Consider the following 21860-nt stretch of genomic DNA (forward strand, 5'->3'; position numbering starts at 1 on the left):
AATGTCAATATTAATTCATATAATATTTGTGTGAGGATCCTTGTGCTTGCAGTGCCGATCGGCGCTGGTCATATCAAGGCCGCGACCGCGGTCACGGACGCGATCCAGATCCTTGATCCTTCGGTCAAGGTCCGTGTTGAAGATTGTTTCAAATGGGTATGGTCGGCGTACGGGCAAGCGTACAAGAAGATCTACGATTACGGCCAGCTTCATTCCCACCGCTTACTAAAGGTATTGTACAGCGGAGCGGACGTTAAACGGGGTTCCAGCCGGCTGCTGTCCTGGTTCCATAAAAAAACGGCCGTCAGGTTCCATCGGCTGCTGCTCGAATTCCAACCAGATTACGTCATCTGCGCTCATTTTTCACCGGCTTACTACGCGTCGGTCTATAAACGCGAGTTCGGGTATCGGCTGGGGGTCGTGGTTACAGATTACTACGTACACCCGCAGTGGATCAACGACCCCATTGACCACTTTTTTATCCCGCATGAAAGCCTGATAAAGCAAATGCTCAGGCTTGGAGCCAGATCCGACCGCATTTTTCCCCTGGGCCTGCCGGTAAACCCGGTTTTTGACTTAGGGATCGACGCTGCGAAAGCGCGGCAGCGTTTCGCGATCGATACCAACCGTATTGCCGCCATGGTCATGGGCAGCCGGGTATTCGGCGGCGAGTGGTTCGAACTCGTCCGCGAGATCGTTGATTTCGACTACGACCTGTTCGTCCTGTGCGGCGATAACAAGGCCGCCATGAACCAGATCAAACAGCTGAAGGGCCGCGCCCGGCTGACGACATTGGGTATGGTCGAAAAAGTGTACGAACTCATGGCGGCGAGCGACATTTTGATCACCAAGGCGGGCGGCATCACCTCCACCGAAGCTACGAAGATCGGGCCGTGCCTGCTGTTCACTAATTCGATCCCGGGCCTGGAAGACAAGAACGAAGACTTTTTCATCGAGCACGGTGCGGCCCAGAGGATCACCGTGGCGAACGCGCGGTCGGTCATGGAAGGACTGCTGTCGCACCCCAATATCATGAAGGTCCTGCGGCAAAACCTTCTCCATATGAACAAGCGCCGGTCCGCTGAGAACATCGCGCGCGTCATCCTTTCCTGAATGGATAAGGAAAATTTCGAACTGGCGGTAAAAAAAGCGATCAGCGCTCTGCCAGCGGTGCTCCGCAAGAAGCTCGAGAACATCGAGATCGTAATCGAAGATGAACCAATACCTCAGAAAAATCTCCTGGGACTTTACCAGGGCGTGCCGCTGAAGCACCGCAGCATCTGGTACGGTAATGTCCTGCCGGATAAGATCACCATCTTCAAACAAAATATCGAGCGTATCGCGGGGAATGACAATGATATCCAGCGCATCGTCGAGGATGTCGTTTTCCACGAGATCGGCCATTATTTCGGGTTTGACGAGGAAGACCTGCAAAACTTATAACGAATATGGCAAATGACAGCGAATTATGCGAATAATAACATGTAAACTATATTACAAGGTAGGGTTCCCGATCTTATATAAAATCCGGACTGAACTTTTTGTTTAATAATAAGATTATACATTATATATCTCCAGGAGGCTGCATATGAAATACATTAAATTCATTATACTGGCATCTATGCTAATCCACTGCTCGGGCAAAATGGTCGAGCAGATGATAGCCGTCAAAGGTTCGACTATTATCAATCTGAACAAGGCAAAACTTGTCATCCCTGAAGGCTGCGGTTTAGAGAGCACATTAGTCTCTTTTGAACAGAGATCCGTTCCCTCCCGGTCCTTCTTTGGCGGGTATCGCATGACCGGTCAGGCCTTTGTTATCAAACCCGACAGTCTGCTTTTCACCCAGCCCATCCGGTTCTCCTATCCGGTCGGGAGCCAGGCAAACGTCAAACTGGCCGTCCGGATCGCCCATGGGTTCGTGCCCCTTGCCGGGTCCGGGGTCGTGGGCGAAACCCTTCAGGCTGATATTAATCACGGCGGTGAATATTATCTCATTGAGGCGCCAGGAGAATACGGTATTATTGACGCTCAAAAAGCCGATTCAGCGTTGCTTATTATCAGTGATATTTATATCAGCAACTACATTGAAAATTTCAAGAAAACTCTCGGGCGATCAGCCTACAAATATCCGATCTGGACCTTTATCAGTTCCCCTAATGCAACCATTGAAGAAAATGCAAAAAATCTTGCTTGGGAATTAAAAAAATCACACGAACAATTTGGCAGTTTCAGATTAGATGTCGTCAGTTTCGGAATTGGGGGATTGATCGCGCATCGGTATGTGGCCGACTCAACTCTTTATCAAAAAGATATTTCTTCTGCTATTATTGCGGTAGGAACACCATTTAAAGGAACAAATTTTGCTGATATAGATAGCGCAAAACAGGGAAGCAGCCCTTTTAGATTCTTTTTTATCGATGGGTATGGCGATAAATCAGAGGAACTGAATCCTAACTCCGCATTGATAAAATGGATCGCGGAAAATTCAATTTTTCTCGGATTTTCCGAAAATGAGGATGAAACAAAAAATTTCGCTTCGATCAGAGGGAAAACGCAGTTTCTCGGCAGAATGCCAGAGGAATCAGAAGGCGATGGACTCATTAGCGTTAACTCAACGTTTCTCACACCCGTAGAACCAAAACCATTTTTCGCAGATCACTTTGAGCTATTTGAACGCAATGATGTGCTTAATAGTATCTGCGAATTCATTAATCTTTATCGCAGCTACACTTGGCCTTCTTTGTTCAGGGCAGTCTGGAAGGGACAAGAAAGCATCTCCAAAGTAGGAGAAACGTGGATAAAAGAAGCGAAACTGCACTATCCAGGCATCGATTTTGAAGTATTGCTCGAATGGGCAGAAAACTTATTAAGATCAACGCCTCAAGATGCAATATTGATAACAAACGGTGACAACGATACGTATCCGCTGTGGTACCTGCAATCACTTAAAGGAATAAGGAATGACGTGATCGTGGTTAATTGGTCGCTTCTAAATACTGCGCAATATATTCGGTATCTTATCAAGAATGGCTTGCCACTGGAAATAAATGATGCAGAGATCGACAGTCTTCGTCCCTATATGGATAAAAAAAATGATCGACCGGTATTCGTGGCCGATCAGATCATTTCATATCTTGTTGCGCAAAATAAAGGGCCCGTCGTGTTCTCAACAACTCTATATGATCCGGAGAAACTGGGCTATCCCCTGTGTTTGACCGGCATTGTATATGAACTCAATAAAAACGGCGCAGAATGGGTTAACCGCTATGTAAACATTGAAAAAACAGAAAGACTGCTCTATGAATCGTTCAGCTACGATAAGTTCTTCTCGGCATCTTATGATTCGTTATGTACTGACATACAAGCCATTCTCAGCAACCATGCATCTTCAGCATTTGCACTGGCAATGGTTTTGAAAAAGCAACAAAAGTATGACGAAGCGCTGAAGGCGATCGCATTCGGCAAAAAATTAGTTCCGCCCCAGATGATATCTTATTTTCTTCATCTGGAAGCATCAATATATCTTAAAAAGAATTCCATCGACAAAGCCGACAGCCTTTTCAATGAATTACTGGGCATGCCCGGCACTGAAGCTCGCCACTATAAAGAAACCGCCAGGATCTACCATGATGAACTAAATAAGAAAGACCGGGCAATCCTGATCCTTGCTGAAGCCCTGAAACGATATCCTCAAGACAAGGAGATCACCGAACTGATCAAAAAATACCAGGAGGATTAGAATCGCCGACTACGCTGATATCCCGCCGTTCCAACTGTACCGGCTGTACAAGCATGGCGATGATGGCGCTTTCCGCCAGCTATACGAGCTTTACAGCCCCGGGCTTTTCAATTACCTGGTAAGGCTCGTCAGCGACTGGCATCGCGCCGAGGATATGCTCGTGGAGACATTTACAAAACTGGCCCGGTCTGACCTTGATGAGCGGGGTACTGTTAAAGCCTGGCTTTACCGGGTCGCCACGAACCAGTGTTACAAGTGGTTCCGAAAGAATAAGCACCAGGAAGTGGAGCTCAACGAGGACACATGGATCCCCTTGCAGCAGCGCGACCATATACCCCGGTTCGAACGGGAGATCAAGGTCCAGAAAATACTGCACCGATTGTCCGATCAGCACCGCGTGGTGATCGTTATGAAATTCTACAATGAAATGAGCTATCAGGAGATCGCTGACGTACTGTGCATCCCGCTGGGAACGGTCAAATCCCGCATGCACGAAGCGATGAAAGCTTTGAGGAGGCTACATGAACTGCCGTGAAGTCAACGAATATCTGGACGATCTTATACTGGGTGAATTATCACCGGAGATCGAGATCAAGATCCATGACCATCTTGAAACGTGCGCGTCGTGTGGCAAGGAACTCTCAGCCCGCGAAGCGGCAGCGGCATTTTTAAGAACAGGCAATACGCTAACGCCGGAAAGCCGGCTGTACACCCGCATTGCGCAGCAGCTGCCGCAGGCAGAACGCAAACCGACGGGGGCGTCATCCTGGCCGAGAACCCTCGCCTTTGCGACCGCCACATTTGTGCTGGGCATAATCTGCATGCGCGCCGCCGATGTCTTCATCATGAACGCGAAGCTTACGCCAACTGCCGAGGCCCGTTACCGGCCCGCTTTCCGCGCGCCCTTTTCCGACACGGTCCTGTTCCACGCGGCGCCGTCGAAACACCTGGTGAAGCTCTGATTGCGAATTCGACGAATTAAAATATACGAATGGGACGAATGTTTTCGGCGGTTATTCGAGTTCTTTCTTCGCGGATTCGGTGAGGATCTTGGCAATAACGGGGTGGTTCAAGAGGACACGCGCATCTTCGTATATTTCGGCATTTCTGTTTTTTAGCATATCGATGAAGTTCTTTATTTTTTTGTAGCTCGGCTCGATCTTTTTCAGTTCTTTCTGGATCTCCCTTAATTCTTCAACTATCAATTCTTTGAGATCATCGCTCAATTCGGGAAGGGTTTCAACCTTCTCTGCCAGCTTTTCAAAATCCTTGAAAACATTCAGCTGGATCGATGTCGTGTCTTTGGGCACGGGAAAGAGCGTGTCGAACTTGTACTCGTCCTCGACCAGATCAATGCCGCGAACGGTGATCTTCGCGCCCACGAAGAGGCTGCCTTCGAGCGGTTTTTGAAGTTCGAGGTATCCTTTTTCCTCGAGGTAAATGATATTGTAGTGCAGCTGCCGGATATCGATGCCGAGCGCGTCCTTGAACTCCTTCGGCGTGATACGGTAGTACGGATGCTCCTGGAAGCGCTCGTGGGTCATTTCCAGGATCTTCCGCCGGATCTCGATGTTGGTCATCGTGTTCTTAGTGTACCCAAATTTGGCTGTTTGTAAAGGATTCCAATTATCCCCCCCACCCTAACCCTCCCCCTCGAGGGGGGAGGAAAAAGGAGGGGGTGTATTGCAGCCATAAAGGGAGAGATCTAATGTCATAGAATTAAAACAGAATGCTGGGAAATTTAGGACTTGATCTGGAAACTATTTCGGTTTTTCGCTGGAACGCTTGTCGCGGAACTGATAATACAGTGATACAAAAAGATTGACCAGGTTCTGGACACCGGGATCTTTGACAACGAACTCATCCTGGAGGTAGATCAAGGCCGTGGACACGATGAGCTTGTCCCGGAAAACGGCGATCTCATCGGCCTTCACCTTGTCGGCATTGATAAGCCGGTCCAGGCACACGAACACGATCCTCATTTGCCGCTTTAAAGGCTCATCCTTTTTGTTGAACGCGGCGCCTTCCTTGACCTTTTTAATGGCGTCGCTCAGCGCGGTTTCAAAAAAGGTATACTCCATAGCGAGGGTAGCTTGATCGCTTTCCGAGATCTCGGGCGTTTCGTATTCAACGTTCAAGATCCGGTCTGATTGCAGCTGGCCGAAGACCGTCGCGCAATACACGACGTAATCATCCAGGGACGATGAAAATTTATCCTTCAAACCGGCATTGAACCATTTCAAGAGCAGCGCCAGCAGGATATATTCCTTCAGGTTCTCAAAAGTCGGTTTGCATTCCGCCTTGAGCGTTTTTTCGAGGATCGCGAACGATTTGTCATTTATCGGCGCGCTATCGCCCAATTTGTCCCGTAGGTAGCCGTACAGCTTCTGCACCCGAATGTCCTGGATCATGGGATCGAATCCGACATATGTACGATCGATAAAGAATCGTATGAGCTGAAGATCAAGTTTGAGCGCCTTGGGTACTTTCGGCGCGGACAGCACGAACTGCAGGTAGGAAACGAAATTCTGGATGTCACGGCACAGCACCTTGAAATCGACCAGGACATGCAGTTTCGCGCCCATGACCTCGATCACCTGCTTGGACTTGATCTCTCCAAGCGCGTACGAAAGCAGTTCCTCCAGCCTTTCTATATGGTTTTCCATCCTGTTATATTGTATCTAAAAAAACACCCTGGTCAACGGGTGGTCATGTTAACGCATATTTGTTCTTGCCTTTCGCCTTTTTGCCGATATAATTGACAAATACCCATGGCAACTACGAAGGAACTGAGGATCGAGAAGTTAACCCTGGGCGGGCAGGGCATCGGGCACATCGACGGCAAGATCTGCTTTGTCGACCGGGTCATACCCGGCGAGCTGGTCCAGGCCGAGATCGTGATCGAGAAAAAAGACTACAGCGTCGCCAACGCGCTCAACGTACTAGAGCCATCGTCCCATCGGATCACGCCGATCTGTCCGGTATACAACCGATGCGGCGGCTGCCAGCTCCAGCATATCCAGTACGAGCATCAGGTCGAGCTGAAAAAAGCAATGTTTTCAGACGCGCTTAAACACATCGGGAAGTTCGAAGCCGCGACCGATGCCTTAGTCCATGACGATCCCTGGCATTATCGCAGCCGTACCCAAATCCCGGTTCAGTTTCGCAACGGCCTGCAGATCGGTTATTACCAGTCAGGAACGCATAAGGTGATAAACCATGAGACCTGTCCCCTGCATGATCCCCTGATCAACGAGACCGAAAAGGTCGTAAGGCAAAACGTGATCGATTCCGGCATAACCATCTATGATGAATCCAGCGCGACCGGCGAACTGCGACACCTGTTGATTATGACCGGTGCCCGGACGCGTCAGGTGTTCATAACCTTTGTCACCCACGGATCAAATGTCCCGGTTACGCTTTATAAACAGCTTGATAAAAAGATCCCCGGCCTTGCAGGCGTGATCCACAATATAAACCCCGCGCGCACCAACCGCATAACGGGTGACCGCGAAAACCTGCTCCTGGGCAGAACATATTATGAAGAAAAGATCGGTAATATGCTCTTGCGCATCAGCTCAGGGTCATTTTTCCAGATCAACACGCCGGTGTTCCAGCAGATCCTGGAGACGATCAAAAAGAATACCCGGTTGACCGGCACAGAGACCGTCCTTGACCTGTACGCCGGCATGGGCGTGATCGGCTTGTATTGCGCGTGCGACGCCAAGCGGGTAATAGGTATTGAGGAAAACCCGGCGGCGATCCGGGATGGCCGCGACAATGCCCAGAGCAATAAAATGGGTAACGTGGAGTTTATGGAAAGCACGGTCGAGTCGGGTATCAATAAAATAGCTGCAGCCGACATTGTCTTTCTTGACCCGCCCAGAAAGGGCGTTGCCGAACCCATCCTGGAAAAGATCACCGAACTGGGGGTTAAAACTATCGTTTACCTTTCATGCAACCCCGCAACTTTTGCCCGGGACAGCCAGCGCTTGATGATCAGAAACTACAGAATAACCAATCTGCACCTTTTTGATATGTTCCCCCAGACCTATCACATCGAATCCCTGGCCTTCTTTGAAAAAACCTGATTACATAGATAACGAAAAGATGACAGTGATAAAAACCGAATGATCACAACGATAAAATAAAATATGACATTTTTATTTTTTTGCGCACTGATCAGCTGGTTTGACTGGCAGGTCATCAAAGATAAAAACTTCACGGTCCTATATAAACCCGGCTATGAGTGGGAAGCCCTGCAGGCGCTTGCCGCCGCAGACCAATGCCGCACTAGCGTCTGGCAGCTTACGGGCAGCAGACCAGCGCATCTGCCTTTGGTCATCGAAGACATCGGCACATCTACCAACGGATTTGCCGATCCGGTTTTTTACTCCGTGCATTTATTCACGTATCCGCCGGCTGCCGGTTCTTCGCTGGAGAGTATTGAGAACTGGTATCGCACCGTCGCGACCCATGAATACACGCATATCGTTCACCTTACGACCACGACCGGAATTTCACGTTGCCTGACCGCGGTCATGGGACGGCTTTTCCAGCCAAATATGTATTCGCCCGGATGGATCATCGAAGGCATCACAGTATATGCCGAATCCCAGACCTCTCCGTATGAAGGCAGGTTAAACGATGGCTTCTTTGAAAGTTTTATCAGCTGCCGGGCATCTGATGGCTCGTTCCCCTCAATCATCGAGGCCACGAATGAACCGCGCGCATTTCCTTCGGGCAAGATATACTTATACGGCGGGACGTTTTATGAGTATCTCACACAACAGTACGGAACCGATGCGCACGCGCGTTTCTTCAAGACTTACGGTTCTTATCCCTGGGCGCCCGTATCGGCCTTTTTCCCGGCCCTGGGCCTGGATATCGCGGCCCGGCGTATTTACGGTCGATCGTTCCCCGCGCTCTTTGATCAATGGCGGCAGTATGAAGAAAAAAGGAATGCGTCGTGGCATAACCAGGGAACAAAGATCACGCGGCACGGCTGGCATAACACATCGCTGGTCGAGAACAACGGGTTCCTCTACTTTGCATATACAATGCCGTTAGCGACCGACGCGTTCCAGGAGGTTACGGTCACGAAGATCATGGAATTGGATCCTGAAACCGGAAGGGAACGAATTTTGTGCACGCTTGATAAGGCGATCACATCACCGCTTAAACTGCATGACGACCATCTCTATTTCACCACCCCGGAGATCCGCCGGGCCGCGAACGTGTCGGAACGCGGTTTCGGCATGACCTCGGTGCTGCACCGCCTGGACATTAAAACCGGATGGTTGGAGACTTTGTTTCGCGAGGACATCAGGGGGTTCTGCGTCCTGCCCGGCAATGCGGTCCTATATTCCAGAGACAGACCTCATGCATTCGGCTCTGAACTGTGGCGTTATGACAAGAATACCGGCCACCGGCAAATGGTCTTTGAAAGCGACTACCTGATCAATGAACTGGACGCTGACTCTTTGCGTATCATGGCGACGGCTCGGCAGAACAATGAGAACTGGGATCTCTATTTATTTGACGTCGAAACAGGTCTGAGCCCCCTGGTCACGTCACCATGGTCAGAAGGCAACATAAATCTAAAGGACGATGCCTGCGTTTACTCGGCTAATTACGATTCACGGTACGCCGTCCATCTCTGCGACCTGTCCGATACCGCTCTGTACGCCTTGACCGAAGCCGGCTCGGCGTACGCTGGAGATATCATCGGCGATGCATTATACTACATCGGTCTGACCTCGGATGGCTTTGATATCTATAAAACGCCGCTTGACTGCCGGCCGATCCCACCCTTTCCGCCGCGATCCCAAATCACACCGCCTTCGCAACCGGGTTTTCCGTCGTATGCGCGCGGCAGTTACCTTGATGTCTGTGCGACCATGGTCCCCGCGATCAGAATACCGTTCATCTTCCCGGCGGATACTACATGGCATTCATGGGTTTATGGTGGGCTCCTTGCGGGCCAGGACGCGACCAACGAGAATTACTATACCCTTGTCATGGGTTATGATCAACTTGCCCAAAGACCGGTCATTGATCTATTGCTGGATTCCTATTTTTTCGCTCCGGTGCCGGTGTCTATCAATTACCGCTACTCTGACGAGATGAATGTCCGGGCTGACTATCCCTTTTTCTATCGTCTCCAGCCGGGGTTTTCGCACCTCATTGTATCCTGCAATGTGAGGGCATTCGATTCCCTGCAACGATCAGAATTCACGCCCATATTACAGGCTGGTTATCACCTGCCGTTCGTCCGGATTTCCGGGGCGGCGCGCTTCCCCCTGGAGCGGACAACACTGGGTTCGGACCTGAACCGCACCGGATTTATCGCTTCCTGTGGCGCAGATCTGGTCATTGGCGGCGGCTCCCTGATCGCTACTGTTACCGGTTTCAACGACGCACAGAACCCGGACACACCGTCCGTAAAATTACACGGACTTGAGACCTCGCATTCTGCCCCCCACGGTATGATCATCAAAACACGCTACGCACACCGCCTCTTTTCGGTACGCTGGGGACTCTGGAACCCTAATATCTATTTTGAGGACGCCTTTTGTACGTTTTTCTATGAAACAGCCTTTTTAGGACCGCAAGACCGGCATTCCAGTCTGGGTATTGAGATCAAAATTGAAACAAAAACAGGGTTCGGTTTTATACCCCTTGCGCCCTCGGTCGGCGTCGCCTGGGACCCTGACCCGGATCCGGACCATGATGACGCATTGGTGCCGCGAGTGTTCATGACCCTGATATCTGTGCTGAACTTATGACGACGGATGAAAAAAGTGAAATAAAATGTTAACCGAACCGGCGGATTGGCTTGACTTTCCAGTATAATTGAGTATAATATAGGGAAGATATGGTGCTTGCGAACATCGAATACCAGGGTTTTCGCAACCTCAAGGATGCATCGGTCGAATTCAATCACAGTATGAACTTGGTGATCGGTGCCAATGCCGCTGGCAAAACTAATTTTTTGGAAGCGATCTTTTTTTCAGCGTTCGCGTCGTCGTTTCGCGCGCATGAAGACAGGAACCTGATCCGTTTCAACGATAATTATATACGGGTAAAGGCAAGCACCAGCGAGAAGACCGGCAGCGTATTCTATAATGGGGACAAGCAACTGACCCTGGACGGTCTGGTAAAACAACGGCTCAGCGATTACGTCGGCTGGCTTCTGGTCACCATCCTTTCACTCGAGGATATCTGGCTGGTGCGCAGCGCACCGTCGAACCGCCGGGCTTTTCTCGACTGGCTGGTGGCTAAGCTCACCCCAATGTACCTGCATGATTTGAGCGAATACCGGAAGATCCTGAGGCAGCGCAACCGGGCATTACAGATGGTGCGCGAGAATGGAGATGAAAACCTGCTGGACGTTTACGATGAACAACTTATCAATTTGGCGAACAAGATCTATATGGAACGGAGCAAAACCATGCCCGAATTGAGCGCGACCGTCAACCGAGTGGCTGACGAACTCGGACTTAAGCTTCTTGCGGTCGACTATATCAGCACCTGCCCTTCCATGACGCTTACCGGTGAGGCATTAAGGAAAAACCGGCATTGCGAGATCCTGTGGGGCGAGACGACGATCGGCCCGCACCGCGACGATATTGCGTTCACTTTGAACGGCAAAGCCCTTAAGTATTTCGCGTCCGAAGGTGAAGAACGTTCAGCGGTCATTGCATTGAAGCTCGCCGAAGCCGAGATGCTGTACGCCCGAACGCACCAGCAACCCGTCCTACTGCTCGATGAGGTCGCGGCCGAGCTTGATGAAAACAGGAAAAGGATCTTCCTGAATTTGATAAGTGAACTGATCCGGCGTGATCAGGGACAGGTTTTTTATGCAAGCACGCGCATCCCTGATTTTCTCGAGCCGAGCCATTATCAAACTATCAACGTGAGGGACGGTGAAATTGAAGTTTCCTGAAAGGATCGACCGGATCATGCCGCGAGTCCTGAAATCGCTGGAGCTCGAGGACCGGATCAAGAACATGATCATCCTGGAAAAGTGGCAGGAGATCGTCGGTGAGAAGATCGCCCAGCATACGCGGGCGACCAGCATTGATTCGGAAAACCTGTTCGTTACGGTCGATAATCCGGTATGGCAGGGACAGCTTTTTTTGATGAAAGACAAGATCTTGAAAAAAGTCAAAGAATATGGTATCTCCATTAAAGATATTAAACTAGCGATCATGTAGGAAAGGAGCAAGAGGGAGCGTTAATGAAAAAGAGCGATAAAGACGAAGATAAAGAGCAACTGCCCGGGGAAGACGACAATCCGCAGGAGAAGGTTGAAATGCCGGAAAAGGTCAAGGACCGCTACGACGCGTCGAAGATCCAGGTATTAAAGGGTCTGGAGGCGGTCCGGCGCCGGCCCGCAATGTACATCGGTGATGTCGGTTTCCGCGGCCTCCATCATTTGATATTCGAGGTCGTTGACAACAGCGTCGATGAAGCGCTTGCCGGTCACTGCGATTACATCAAGGTCATGATCGACAGGGATGTCGTGACGGTCGAAGACAACGGCCGCGGCATCCCCACCGATATGCACCCGACCCAGAAAAAAAGCGCGCTGGAAGTCGTTTTGACCATGCTCCATGCCGGCGGGAAATTCGATGACAAAGCGTACCGGATCAGCGGCGGTCTGCACGGCGTCGGCGTATCCGCCGTCAACGCTCTCTGCGAATGGCTGAAGGTGGAAGTCTACCGCGAAGGCAAGGTCTTCTTCCAGAGTTATCACAAGGGTGACCCTGACGCGGCCGTGAAGGTCACCGGCAAGGCGAAGAAAACGGGCACCACCGTGATCTTCAAACCGGACCAGGAGATCTTCAATAAGATCGAATACAGCAAGGATATCATCAGCCAGCGTCTGCGCGAACTCACCTTCCTGAACAAGGGGCTGAAGATCGATTTTGAAGACGTCGAATCAAAAACAAAAGAACGCTTCTTTTCCACCGGCGGCGTCATTGACCTGGTGAAATACCTCGATTCGGGCCGGAACCGCCTGCACAAACCCATCTATTTCCACCAAAAGCAGAACGGTATCGAGGTTGAAGTGGCACTGGAATACAACGATTCATACCTGGAGAATATCTTCACCTTTGCCAACACCATCAACACCCATGAAGGCGGCTCACACTTGGTCGGGTTTAAATCAGCCCTGACGCGCGTCCTCAACGAATACGGGCGCAAGCACAACCAGTTAAAGGAAGACCTGTCCTTGACCGGCGAAGATACCCGCGAGGGTTTGACCGCGGTCGTCTCGATCAAGATCCGGGAACCGCAGTTCGAGGGTCAGACGAAAACGCGGCTCGGCAACCCCGAAGCAAAAGGGGCCGTGGAATCTCTGGTCAACGAAAACCTTTCGGCGTTCCTCGAGGAGAACCCCCGGTACGCCAGCGTTATCGTCCAGAAGGTGCTTGCCGCGGCTAAATCACGCGAAGCTGCGCGCAAGGCGCGCGAACTCACCCGCCGTAAATCCCTGATCGATAACGAATCGTTGCCGGGCAAACTGGCGGATTGCTCTTCTAGCAACCCCGACGAGAGCGAAATATTCGTGGTGGAGGGCGATTCGGCCGGCGGCAGCGCCAAGCAGGGACGCGACCGGGCCTTCCAGGCGATCCTGCCCCTGCGTGGCAAGATCCTGAACGTGGAAAAAAGCGGTTTGAACAAGATCCTCGGCAACGAGGAGATCCGGACCCTTATATCGGCGATCGGGTGCGGGATCGGCGAGGACGAGTTCGACATAACCAGGATCCGCTACAAGAAGGTCGTTATCATGACCGATGCCGATGTCGACGGCGCGCACATCCGGACCCTCCTCCTTACCTTTTTCTTCAGATTCATGAAGGAGCTCATCGAAGCAGGTATCATCTATATCGCCCAGCCCCCGCTATACCGCCTTAAGCATGACCGGAAAGAGGATTATTTCTATGCCGATGACGATCTCCAGAAATTCCTGAAGAAGCACGCCAGCGAAAAACATGAGATCCAGCGCTACAAAGGCCTCGGTGAAATGAACCCCCAGCAGTTATGGCAGACGACCATGGATCCTGAAAAACGCATCCTGAAAAAAGTAACGATGGAAGATGCAGCGCAAGCCGACCGGCTTTTTTCGATCCTCATGGGCGATGAGGTCGAACCGCGCCGCAAATTTATCGAAGAAAATGCACGGTATGTGGTAAACCTTGATGTTTAGCTATTATTCAATAATAAGTGGAACGCGGGAAACAAAACCGCGATCGCAGGAGGTAACTTGGATACGATGCAGATATTAAAAGAACTCGCTGATGCGTTCGGTATTTCCGGATACGAGGAAGAGATCGTCAACATCATGAAAAAGCATTTCCATAATCGCGCCGAGATAGGCCGCGACCGGATCGGCAGCATAATCGGGAAAAAGTCCGGCACCGCACCCAATCCAAAGATCATGTTCGCCGCGCACATGGATGAGATCGGCTTCATCGTTCAGGAGATCACGAAGGAAGGTTTTATAAAATTCCTTCCGATCGGCGGCTGGTGGGAGGGTAACCTACCGGGCATGCGCGTGAAGATCAAGACCCACAAGGGTGAGATCGTCCCCGGCGTCATCGGCCAAAAACCGATCCACGAGCTCTCGCCGGAAGAGCGTAAAAAGCTGCCGGAAATCGAGCACATGTACATCGATGTCGGCGCCACCAAGAATTTTCATCCCGGCGACAAACTCGGGATAAAACCCGGGGACCCGATCGTACCCGACATGCCGTGCACGCCCCTGAAGAACGCCGACCTGTGCATGGCAAAAGCCTGGGATGACCGGGTGGGCTGCGCCTTACTCATCGACCTGCTCAACAACCTCGCCGCGACCGAACATCCCAACACTGTCTACCTGGTGGGCACGGTCCAGGAGGAGGTCGGGATCCGCGGTGCGAAAACATCGGCCTTTGCCGTCAATCCCGACATCGGGATCGCCCTGGACGTCAGCATCTGCCGGGACACGCCCGGCAGCAGCGCCGATTCGGTCGAACGCCTGGGCAGCGGTGTCGGTCTGATCATTTATGACCGCACCATGATCCCACATATCAAACTGAGAAACTTCGTCTGCGAGCTCGCTGAGTTGAACAACATACCGTTCCACCTCACCGCGATCAAAGGCGGTTATGACACGGGCGCCATCCATCTCACGAACTTCGGCGTACCCAGCCTGGCGCTCGGCATCCCGACCCGGTACGTTCACTCCGGTGCGAGTATTATTTCAATGGTAGATTATGATAATCTTTTGCAGCTCTTAACCCTGATCGTCAAGAATCTGGACCGGGAAGCGCTGCAGGAGATCTTGAGTTAACCAAGGAGGGTTCATGGCAAAAAGAATAATAAAACCCGGCGCAGTCTATTACATATGGACGACCACCAAAGAATGCATTGAGATCCTGCACGATCCGCACTGGGCTCGGTTCTTGCTCTTGTCGATCGGTTATCACCGCTACATGCTCAATTACAAAATATTCGGCTATCTGATCATGCCCGAATCCTTCTACCTGATGATCCAGCCCGGGAAGATGTTCACTGTTTCAAAGATCATGAAACTGATCAAAGGGAATTTCGCCCGTAAGTACAATGAATTCAAAAAGCGCGAGGGTACGGTCTGGAGCCAGAGTTTTGATGCCGAACTGGTCGAAAATCCAGAACAGTTCAAAGAACGGCTGGACCACATTCACATGCTGCCGGTGCAGCGGGAGCTGACCAAAGATCCGGGCGATTATGAATTCTCCAGCTTCAATAATTACAACCGCGCCCGCCGGACCACGATCCAGCTCGTGATCGACGCGGTGCCGGAAAAATATTAGTTGTAAAGGACTGATAATAGCACGACCCACCTCTGCTACCTGGGATGATTTCTGGGCCAATAAGGACCCGGGATCCATCTACCCTCCAGTTTGCGATATCACCGCGGAATTACTGAAATGCACGAAGATCGCCGGCAAGAAGATCCTTGAGGTCGGTGCCGGCACCGGCCGCGACAGCATAAAGATGGCGCAGGCCGGGGCTTTTGTCTGTACGCTTGATTATTCGAGCGAAAGCCTGCGGCTCGTGCGCTGCGACCCCCAGGGCCGCCTCACGAACCTGGTCATGGCGGACGCCCTGGAATGCCCTTTCCTGGATGAAACCTTTGACATCGTCTTTCACCAGGGGCTGCTCGAGCATTTCGCATCGCCCCACCATCTCCTTATCGAAAACCGCCGCGTTCTGAAAAAGAACGGCCTGCTCGTTATCGACGTACCGCAGACCTTTCACGCATACACGGTCATGAAGCAGGCTTTGATGATGTTGGGACGATGGTTTGCCGGGTGGGAACGTCAGTTCACGCCAGGCTCGCTCCGGCAACTTGTTGTCGGGCATGGATTTGAAGCGGTCCACCAGTACGGTGCTTGGTCCCGGCCCGGCATTTTCTACAAGGCCATCCGGGAAGCAGCTAAAAAATTCAATTACGATCTACCGATGTATCCGCGGCCATGCTGTTCATTGAGCCGCGGTTGGCTCGACCTGCAGCAGCAGCTGCGCCATAAAAGATTGTTCCAGTATACAGAACTATCGATCGGCATTATCGCGCGCAAGAAATAAATCCCGCGCCTGCCGGTTCTCCGGCAACCCAATAGCTTACGGTTTAAGAACAGTAAATTTAGCTCGTTGCCGGCGGTCGCCGTCGTCGATATTGACGAAATAAACGCCTGCCGGGAGCGGTGACGTATCAATGCAGAAGATCTCCCCCTGCCGTACGGCCGAGCCGACCAATTGACCACTGGAGCTGTATACTACGACCCGGGCGCGGTCAGAGACCATGGACGCCGGTATTATACTTATCCGGCCGCAGCCGGGAGTGGGAAAAACTCTGGCGCGCGATCCGATGGCAGACGGTTCATGTTCTGCGACCGCCAGATCGGCTGAGCGTTCGAAATAAACATCGTTGTTCGTCTCATATACGATCGCATGCGCCCACACCAGATAAACGTCCCCGGATTCCACGAAGAAGTGAGGTTGTGTATTGTAGACCGCATCAGAAGTGATCTGCTCCTCAGTCAACCAGGTCGTGGTGTTGTAAGAACGCCGGCGGTACAGATTGTATGCCGGGCTTACGTATTTGGCATAGTACACGACATAGGCACCGTCCGCGCCTTCGTTAGGGAACGGATCGTGCGAATTCAGGTTCGTGGTCAGCCGGACCGAGTCGCTCCAGAACACGCGGTCGGTAGCGGTCTTGATGAAAACATCATAGTCATACTGACCCGGGCCCGACCGCCGGTGATACGCGTAAAGGTAAGTCCCATTGGCATGCTTCATTACGCGAGTCCGGTTGCCGGACGGCGCGACCAGCGTTCTCAATGTATCCCAGTTTCCATGATTCGGGCAGTGCGCGATATAACCGCCCGACCCCTGGACACGATAGCTCATGGTCAGCGAGCTGTCGGGTTCAAGGATGACGGTCGGATCATAATAGGTCGAGGATGAAGACCACCCCAGGTCGATGGCGCCCTGACGGATCCAGGTCAGCCCGTCGAGCGAATAAGCCGTGTAAATGGCATAATTCCCGGCTTCGTTCGACGCATACCAAACGCGCAGGGTGTCACAGGGTAGCTGAACAAAGGTCAGTGTGGCCTGATCACCGGTTTCGATAATGATCGGCGTAACCGCCGCCCAGGTAACGCCGTTATCCGTGGAAAACGTGACGTACAGGTCTCCGGATGCCCAATCCGGGTTCCGGTCGAATATAACCATGAGCCGGCCGTCGTTCATCCGAATGATCCATGATTCATAGTCATTATCGGGGCCGCCAGAAACCACGACCGGCGCAGCGCCGGTCAGGACGGGTATTATGAATGCCGCCAGAAGATACCATAAAAATATTATCCTTGATTTATAGATGATCATCTCAACGCCCTCCTGCTCATTTTTTCAAGCCTAGAATCTAAACCCTATGATCTAGAGCCTGCTTTATTTCGGTCGGTTCGTTAAGAGCGGTGTTCCCTCATCGGTGAGGGTGAAATACATTTCTTTTCCCGGCGCGCCGCTATAGTGGGACAGGATGTAATCCACGTACTCGATCGTCTCAGGTATGGATGGCACGCGGTTGACTCGGCTTACCGTGCCTGGTCCGGCATGGTAAGCCGCCAGCGCCAGCTCCAGGTTGCCGCCGAACATATCGAACATGCTGCGCAGGAATCTGACCCCGCCTTCAATGTTCTGACCGGGATCGTAAGGGTCCTTGACGCCCAGGACTTCGGCGGTCTCCGGCATTAATTGCATTAACCCGATCGCACCGCTGCGTGACACGGCGTTGGGATTGAACTGCGATTCTTTGTCGATCACGACCTTCACGAGCTCGGGATCCATGCAGTACATTTCGCAGTAGTAATCGATCCAGGGATCATACTTCCCGTCGTATCCAGCTTCTGTCCTGGCAGGTACTGAACCCAAAGGCGGAATATTGGTTATCAATGCATTACCCGTGGTTGTCGCGGCCATGACCTGACCAACCAGGATCATTAGGATCATGCTGAATTTTATCGCATTTTAACAAATTGTCAATATCGGTAATCGAAGACGAGAAGTTAACAGGCGTGATCCTTGCTTATTTACCGGCCGGGTCAGGCGGCCGCAGCAGGCCGGTCACCTCATAGATCACAACCGAATTCTTTATGTTTTTCAACTGCACTGCCATCAGTTTTTTTGCCTTTACCTGGTCTTTGACCAGATCATAGGTTTCCTTGCTGATAATGATCTGCCGGGGCTCGGCAATGCTTTCGAGCCGGGACGCCAGGTTGACGGCCGTGCTGACGACCGTGTATTCCATACGCTTGATGTTCCCGATGTTCCCGGCGATCACCTCGCCCGTATGGATGCCGATGCCGATCTCAAAGGCTTCAATGTCCTGGATCTTCAATTTTTCGCGCCACTGGGCTTTCAATCTGGATACGCGCTCCTTCATTGCCAGGGCAGCCCGCACGGCCCGTATCGGGTCATCCGGATGCGACACGGGTGCGCCGAAGATCGCCATCACACAGTCGCCGATATATTTGTCGAGCGTGCCCTCTTCCTCGAACACGGCCTCAGTCATGCTGCTCAGGAAATCGTTCAGTATCCCGACCGCGACCATCACGTCGATCCGTTCGGTCAATGACGTGTAGCCGCGAATATCGCAGAACATGATCGTCACGACCCGGTGCTCGCCGACCAGCATCATGCCCTTTTCCTCAGCCATGATCTTGTTCATGACCCCGGGCGAAAAGAACCTTTGCAGGCGTTCCCGGATCCTTTCTTCCTGCCGGATCTTGTCGTAAAGCTGGGCGTTCTCGATCGCGATCGAAGACTGGTTGGCGAATGAGACCATGAACTGAATATCATCGCTCGTGAACGCGTTCTGACCGGCCGGGTTATCCAGGTACAGCACGCCGAGCCGTTCCTTCTCTTTCGACAAGAGCGGCACGCAGATGACATAGCCGATCGCGTAGCTGATCACACTTTCCTGACTGCGGAAACGCTCGTCCTTGGTGGCATCCTCGGTGGTGATCACTTCGGTCTTTTCAAACGCCAGCTGGGCGATGGTCCGGCTGATGCCCGCGGATTTGCCGGCCTCACGATCGGATCCCATGTTCCGCGCCACGCGGACCTGGAGCTGGTTCGTTGGCGGGTCGTACAGCATAATGAAACCGCGGCGCGCGTGAATGATCTTGAGCGCCAGGTCCATTAAGAGATTCAGGAGAACGTTTAGATCAAAGACGAAATTGATGATCTTCCCGACCTCGCACAGGGTCGAGACGACTTCCCGGGATTTTTCAATTTCACCTACTTTTTCCTGGTATTGCCTGAACCCCTGCTTAATGCTGGCAAGCGCGCTGATAATGGTCTCTTTTTTCTCACCCCTGGTAACCTGGGACACCAGCGCGTTTATCGCCGCCTCGGCATCGAACATGCCGCCGGCTTTCCTCGTGATCACCTTTCTTTCCGGGATGTAATCGAGCGTTTTTTCGTCCACAAAGGTGATGATGGTATTGCCGATCTGGATCTCGTCGCCGTAACTAAGTTCCAGTTCGGTCACGCGCTCGCCGTTAACGAACGTGCCGTATCTGCTTTTTCTGTCCCGGATCAGGTACCGCGCGATTTTTTTCTCCACCTCGGCGTGATTGCGGGAAACGAAGACGTCATCGATAACGATATCGTTGTCGTCTTTGCGTCCCAGCGTGATCTTATCCTTATCCAGCTTGATGACCTGAGTCTCGTCGTCCGGTTTGTGGATCAGGAACGTCGCCATCGTCTTCGCGTAGTGAGGTGTACTGCCGACCGCTTCTTTTTACTAGTCGAATGTGACGTTGTCAAAATGGACGGTTGATGATGCGTTTGCCCCTTTGGCGATGTATAGTCCATTCCTTCCTTCGGTAAAAGTGCTGTCGGTTGCTTCTATTTTACTGTCGCCATCCAGATATACATAAAAATTGCTGCCGCATGCGTCAACATCCAGATTGTACCATTCATCGGTATTGATAGTCATCGATGAAAATCCGATCACTGTCGGTGTCCCGTTTTCCCATTTTTCAAGATGCATTACACCTGCACTCACCGACAGGGAATAGTAGTTCTGAGAATCTACATAGCGGAGTATGAACCCTACGTTCCACAATGTATCGGGACCGATTACTTTGAAATCAGCGCCAAAGCAGAAGTTTGAGAAATTACCGATCAATGCCGCAAAACCATCGTCCATGGTCGCGCAGCTGTATACGTTTGGCAATGAGGGAGCTGATTGATCTTCCACAACACCCCAATCACCGTAGAAAACCTCAAAATTGAACGGTTCGATCGTGCCGATCGATTCATTGTCAAACGTGAACAGCCAATGCATGAATACATCAATAACGGCCGCGGTATCCGCCTTCAGGCTTTCCGGATAACATTCCTGCGGATAATGATATTCCGCTTTGGTGAATATCTTGTAGATACCGGGGTCAAGTTCCTCAAAAGAATATTTACCGTTGGCATCGGTCGTATCAATGCATACATCGGTCGTGTCGTAATCGGGGATCATGTGCACGATCGCTCCGGGGATAATGTCATCAGGACCATATACCGTGCCGCTCAGGTGCGCCTTGAGCTTGTTGTCCGGATCATATTCGTTGTCATGCGGCGGGTTCAAGCAGGCGACCACAGCGACAAGCAGCAGGGCAATACATAAGAGGCCGCGGGGATAACTAGCTAACAAATCATGAATCAATGCTTTCATGGCATCCTCCTTTACCTAAAACCTGCAAATGTAACCAAAACCAATGTGTTCGGCGTCGACATCACAGTACATATGGTCTTTCAACAACTCATTCATGGATGACCCGGTCTTTGCCCTGGAAAAAAAGATATCGTACGCGTTGTAGAGATACAAGCCCCCCAGGCATAGCCAGGACGTAAAAGCTATGTTATCCCATCGTTTGTAAGCCTTATAAGCATTCTCAATTGCGTCCGGATCGCCCGGCTCAGCATCAAGATAAGCCTGATGTTTGACCTCCATCACCAGCGAACTGATGATAGAAGAAGACCACAGTACGCCGGTTGTGACCATTAACATGGTGCCTTTACCACTTTGGCCCCGGTCCCTCTGCCCCAAGCCCGGCAGGCAGCAGGATCCAACGGTTGAAAAGCAACTGCGCCCTTCTGCGGGCGCGGCTGTGACCGGCTTGACCGGTGGTTTTACCGGCGGTTTGACCGCGATCTCGGATTTTACCTCTTCAAACACCTTTATGATCTTGGGCGATACGGTCAGGGGGTCCAGTTCCATTTTGGGATCAAGGGCGAGTGCCTTGCGGAACTGTTCTTTCGCTTTTCCGGTCTCGCCGAACGCCACGTAGCTGAAAGCCAGGTACTTGTACGCTTCCACCTGATCGATCTGGTTGAGCTGTTTTAAGAAGGTCAGCGCTTTTTCCAATTCGGTTATCGCCTTTTCATAGTCTCCGCCGTTGTAATAGGTCTTCGCGTATTCAAGTAGCTTTACCAAAGAATCACCCGATACTTGCTGGGCATAGCCGACACCGGCCAGCCCGATGATCAATATGATCGCAGTTTTTTTTATCATCCTACC

Annotated in this window: 21 protein-coding genes; 13 read left to right on the forward strand and 8 right to left on the reverse strand. The window is 51.6% G+C overall.

What is annotated here, in order from left to right; genetic code table 11:
- Positions 1 to 30 precede the first annotated feature (30 nt).
- Together VF399_02380 and VF399_02385 are read left to right on the forward strand one after the other, a co-directional pair.
- Complete coding sequence (locus tag VF399_02380; GenBank protein ID HEX7319187.1) at positions 31 to 1113, forward strand: hypothetical protein; 1083 nt, start codon at positions 31 to 33, stop codon at positions 1111 to 1113.
- Positions 1114 to 1443, forward strand: coding sequence for a metallopeptidase family protein (locus VF399_02385; protein ID HEX7319188.1), 330 nt, complete (start codon positions 1114 to 1116; stop codon positions 1441 to 1443).
- Between the two features lie 298 nt (positions 1444 to 1741).
- Here VF399_02385 and VF399_02390 read toward each other — a convergent pair whose 3' ends face one another.
- Complete coding sequence (locus VF399_02390) at positions 1742 to 1978, reverse strand: hypothetical protein (GenBank protein HEX7319189.1); 237 nt, start codon at positions 1976 to 1978, stop codon at positions 1742 to 1744.
- Between VF399_02390 and VF399_02395 the strand changes: the two genes are divergently transcribed.
- From VF399_02395 to VF399_02405, 3 genes are read left to right on the forward strand one after another with little or no spacing between them, the layout of a single operon-like run.
- A complete protein-coding gene (locus tag VF399_02395; GenBank protein HEX7319190.1) occupies positions 1946 to 3742 on the forward strand; it encodes a hypothetical protein in 1797 nt (598 codons plus the stop codon). The genes VF399_02390 and VF399_02395 overlap by 33 nt on opposite strands.
- Positions 3743 to 3785: 43 nt before the next feature.
- Entirely contained in the window at positions 3786 to 4277 is a 492-nt protein-coding gene (locus tag VF399_02400) for an RNA polymerase sigma factor (GenBank protein ID HEX7319191.1), read from the forward strand.
- Complete coding sequence (locus VF399_02405; GenBank protein ID HEX7319192.1) at positions 4264 to 4704, forward strand: zf-HC2 domain-containing protein; 441 nt, start codon at positions 4264 to 4266, stop codon at positions 4702 to 4704. The genes VF399_02400 and VF399_02405 overlap by 14 nt, the downstream gene beginning before the upstream one ends.
- A 51-nt stretch (positions 4705 to 4755) precedes the next feature.
- Here VF399_02405 and VF399_02410 read toward each other — a convergent pair whose 3' ends face one another.
- A complete protein-coding gene (locus VF399_02410; protein ID HEX7319193.1) occupies positions 4756 to 5322 on the reverse strand; it encodes a hypothetical protein in 567 nt (188 codons plus the stop codon).
- Between the two features lie 180 nt (positions 5323 to 5502).
- The gene (locus VF399_02415) at positions 5503 to 6408 is read right to left on the reverse strand and encodes a hypothetical protein (protein ID HEX7319194.1); all 906 of its coding nucleotides are present in this window, start codon (positions 6406 to 6408) and stop codon (positions 5503 to 5505) included.
- 105 nt (positions 6409 to 6513) lie between these two features.
- On the opposite strand from VF399_02415, the gene rlmD reads away from it, so the two are divergent.
- From rlmD to VF399_02455, 8 genes are all read left to right on the forward strand, one after another.
- The gene (rlmD, locus tag VF399_02420; GenBank protein ID HEX7319195.1) at positions 6514 to 7833 is read left to right on the forward strand and encodes a 23S rRNA (uracil(1939)-C(5))-methyltransferase RlmD; all 1320 of its coding nucleotides are present in this window, start codon (positions 6514 to 6516) and stop codon (positions 7831 to 7833) included.
- A gap of 63 nt (positions 7834 to 7896) precedes the next feature.
- The gene (locus VF399_02425; GenBank protein HEX7319196.1) at positions 7897 to 10530 is read left to right on the forward strand and encodes a hypothetical protein; all 2634 of its coding nucleotides are present in this window, start codon (positions 7897 to 7899) and stop codon (positions 10528 to 10530) included.
- An 89-nt stretch (positions 10531 to 10619) separates the two neighbouring features.
- Complete coding sequence (gene recF, locus VF399_02430; protein ID HEX7319197.1) at positions 10620 to 11690, forward strand: DNA replication and repair protein RecF; 1071 nt, start codon at positions 10620 to 10622, stop codon at positions 11688 to 11690.
- Positions 11671 to 11961 carry a DUF721 domain-containing protein gene (locus VF399_02435; GenBank protein ID HEX7319198.1) on the forward strand — a complete coding sequence of 97 codons (291 nt, stop codon included), beginning with the start codon at positions 11671 to 11673 and terminating at the stop codon, positions 11959 to 11961. The genes recF and VF399_02435 overlap by 20 nt, the downstream gene beginning before the upstream one ends.
- Positions 11962 to 12059: 98 nt before the next feature.
- Positions 12060 to 13961, forward strand: coding sequence for a DNA topoisomerase (ATP-hydrolyzing) subunit B (gyrB, locus tag VF399_02440; protein ID HEX7319199.1), 1902 nt, complete (start codon positions 12060 to 12062; stop codon positions 13959 to 13961).
- 66 nt (positions 13962 to 14027) lie between these two features.
- Positions 14028 to 15086 (forward strand): M42 family metallopeptidase, encoded by a 1059-nt coding sequence (locus tag VF399_02445; protein ID HEX7319200.1) that lies wholly within the window; start codon positions 14028 to 14030, stop codon positions 15084 to 15086.
- 13 nt (positions 15087 to 15099) lie between these two features.
- Positions 15100 to 15588 (forward strand): transposase, encoded by a 489-nt coding sequence (locus VF399_02450; GenBank protein ID HEX7319201.1) that lies wholly within the window; start codon positions 15100 to 15102, stop codon positions 15586 to 15588.
- 97 nt (positions 15589 to 15685) lie between these two features.
- Entirely contained in the window at positions 15686 to 16363 is a 678-nt protein-coding gene (locus VF399_02455) for a class I SAM-dependent methyltransferase (GenBank protein HEX7319202.1), read from the forward strand.
- 36 nt (positions 16364 to 16399) lie between these two features.
- Here the strand turns inward: VF399_02455 and VF399_02460 are convergent, their stop codons facing one another.
- The 5 genes from VF399_02460 to VF399_02480 all read right to left on the reverse strand — a co-directional run bounded on the left by VF399_02460 (position 16400) and on the right by VF399_02480 (position 21854).
- The gene (locus tag VF399_02460) at positions 16400 to 17668 is read right to left on the reverse strand and encodes a T9SS type A sorting domain-containing protein (protein ID HEX7319203.1); all 1269 of its coding nucleotides are present in this window, start codon (positions 17666 to 17668) and stop codon (positions 16400 to 16402) included.
- Between the two features lie 63 nt (positions 17669 to 17731).
- Positions 17732 to 18283, reverse strand: coding sequence for a lytic transglycosylase domain-containing protein (locus VF399_02465; GenBank protein ID HEX7319204.1), 552 nt, complete (start codon positions 18281 to 18283; stop codon positions 17732 to 17734).
- An 85-nt stretch (positions 18284 to 18368) separates the two neighbouring features.
- The gene (locus VF399_02470) at positions 18369 to 20048 is read right to left on the reverse strand and encodes an adenylate/guanylate cyclase domain-containing protein (GenBank protein ID HEX7319205.1); all 1680 of its coding nucleotides are present in this window, start codon (positions 20046 to 20048) and stop codon (positions 18369 to 18371) included.
- A gap of 42 nt (positions 20049 to 20090) precedes the next feature.
- On the reverse strand, positions 20091 to 21014 hold the full coding sequence (locus VF399_02475) for a carboxypeptidase-like regulatory domain-containing protein (GenBank protein HEX7319206.1): 924 nt from the start codon (positions 21012 to 21014) through the stop codon (positions 20091 to 20093).
- Positions 21015 to 21029: 15 nt separating this feature from the next.
- Positions 21030 to 21854, reverse strand: coding sequence for a tetratricopeptide repeat protein (locus VF399_02480; protein ID HEX7319207.1), 825 nt, complete (start codon positions 21852 to 21854; stop codon positions 21030 to 21032).
- Between the last annotated feature and the right edge of the window lie 6 nt (positions 21855 to 21860).

The organism is bacterium (assembly GCA_036382775.1).
Taxonomy (GTDB): domain Bacteria; phylum Hydrothermota; class Tepidihabitantia; order SM23-42; family JAOAFX01; genus DASVHD01.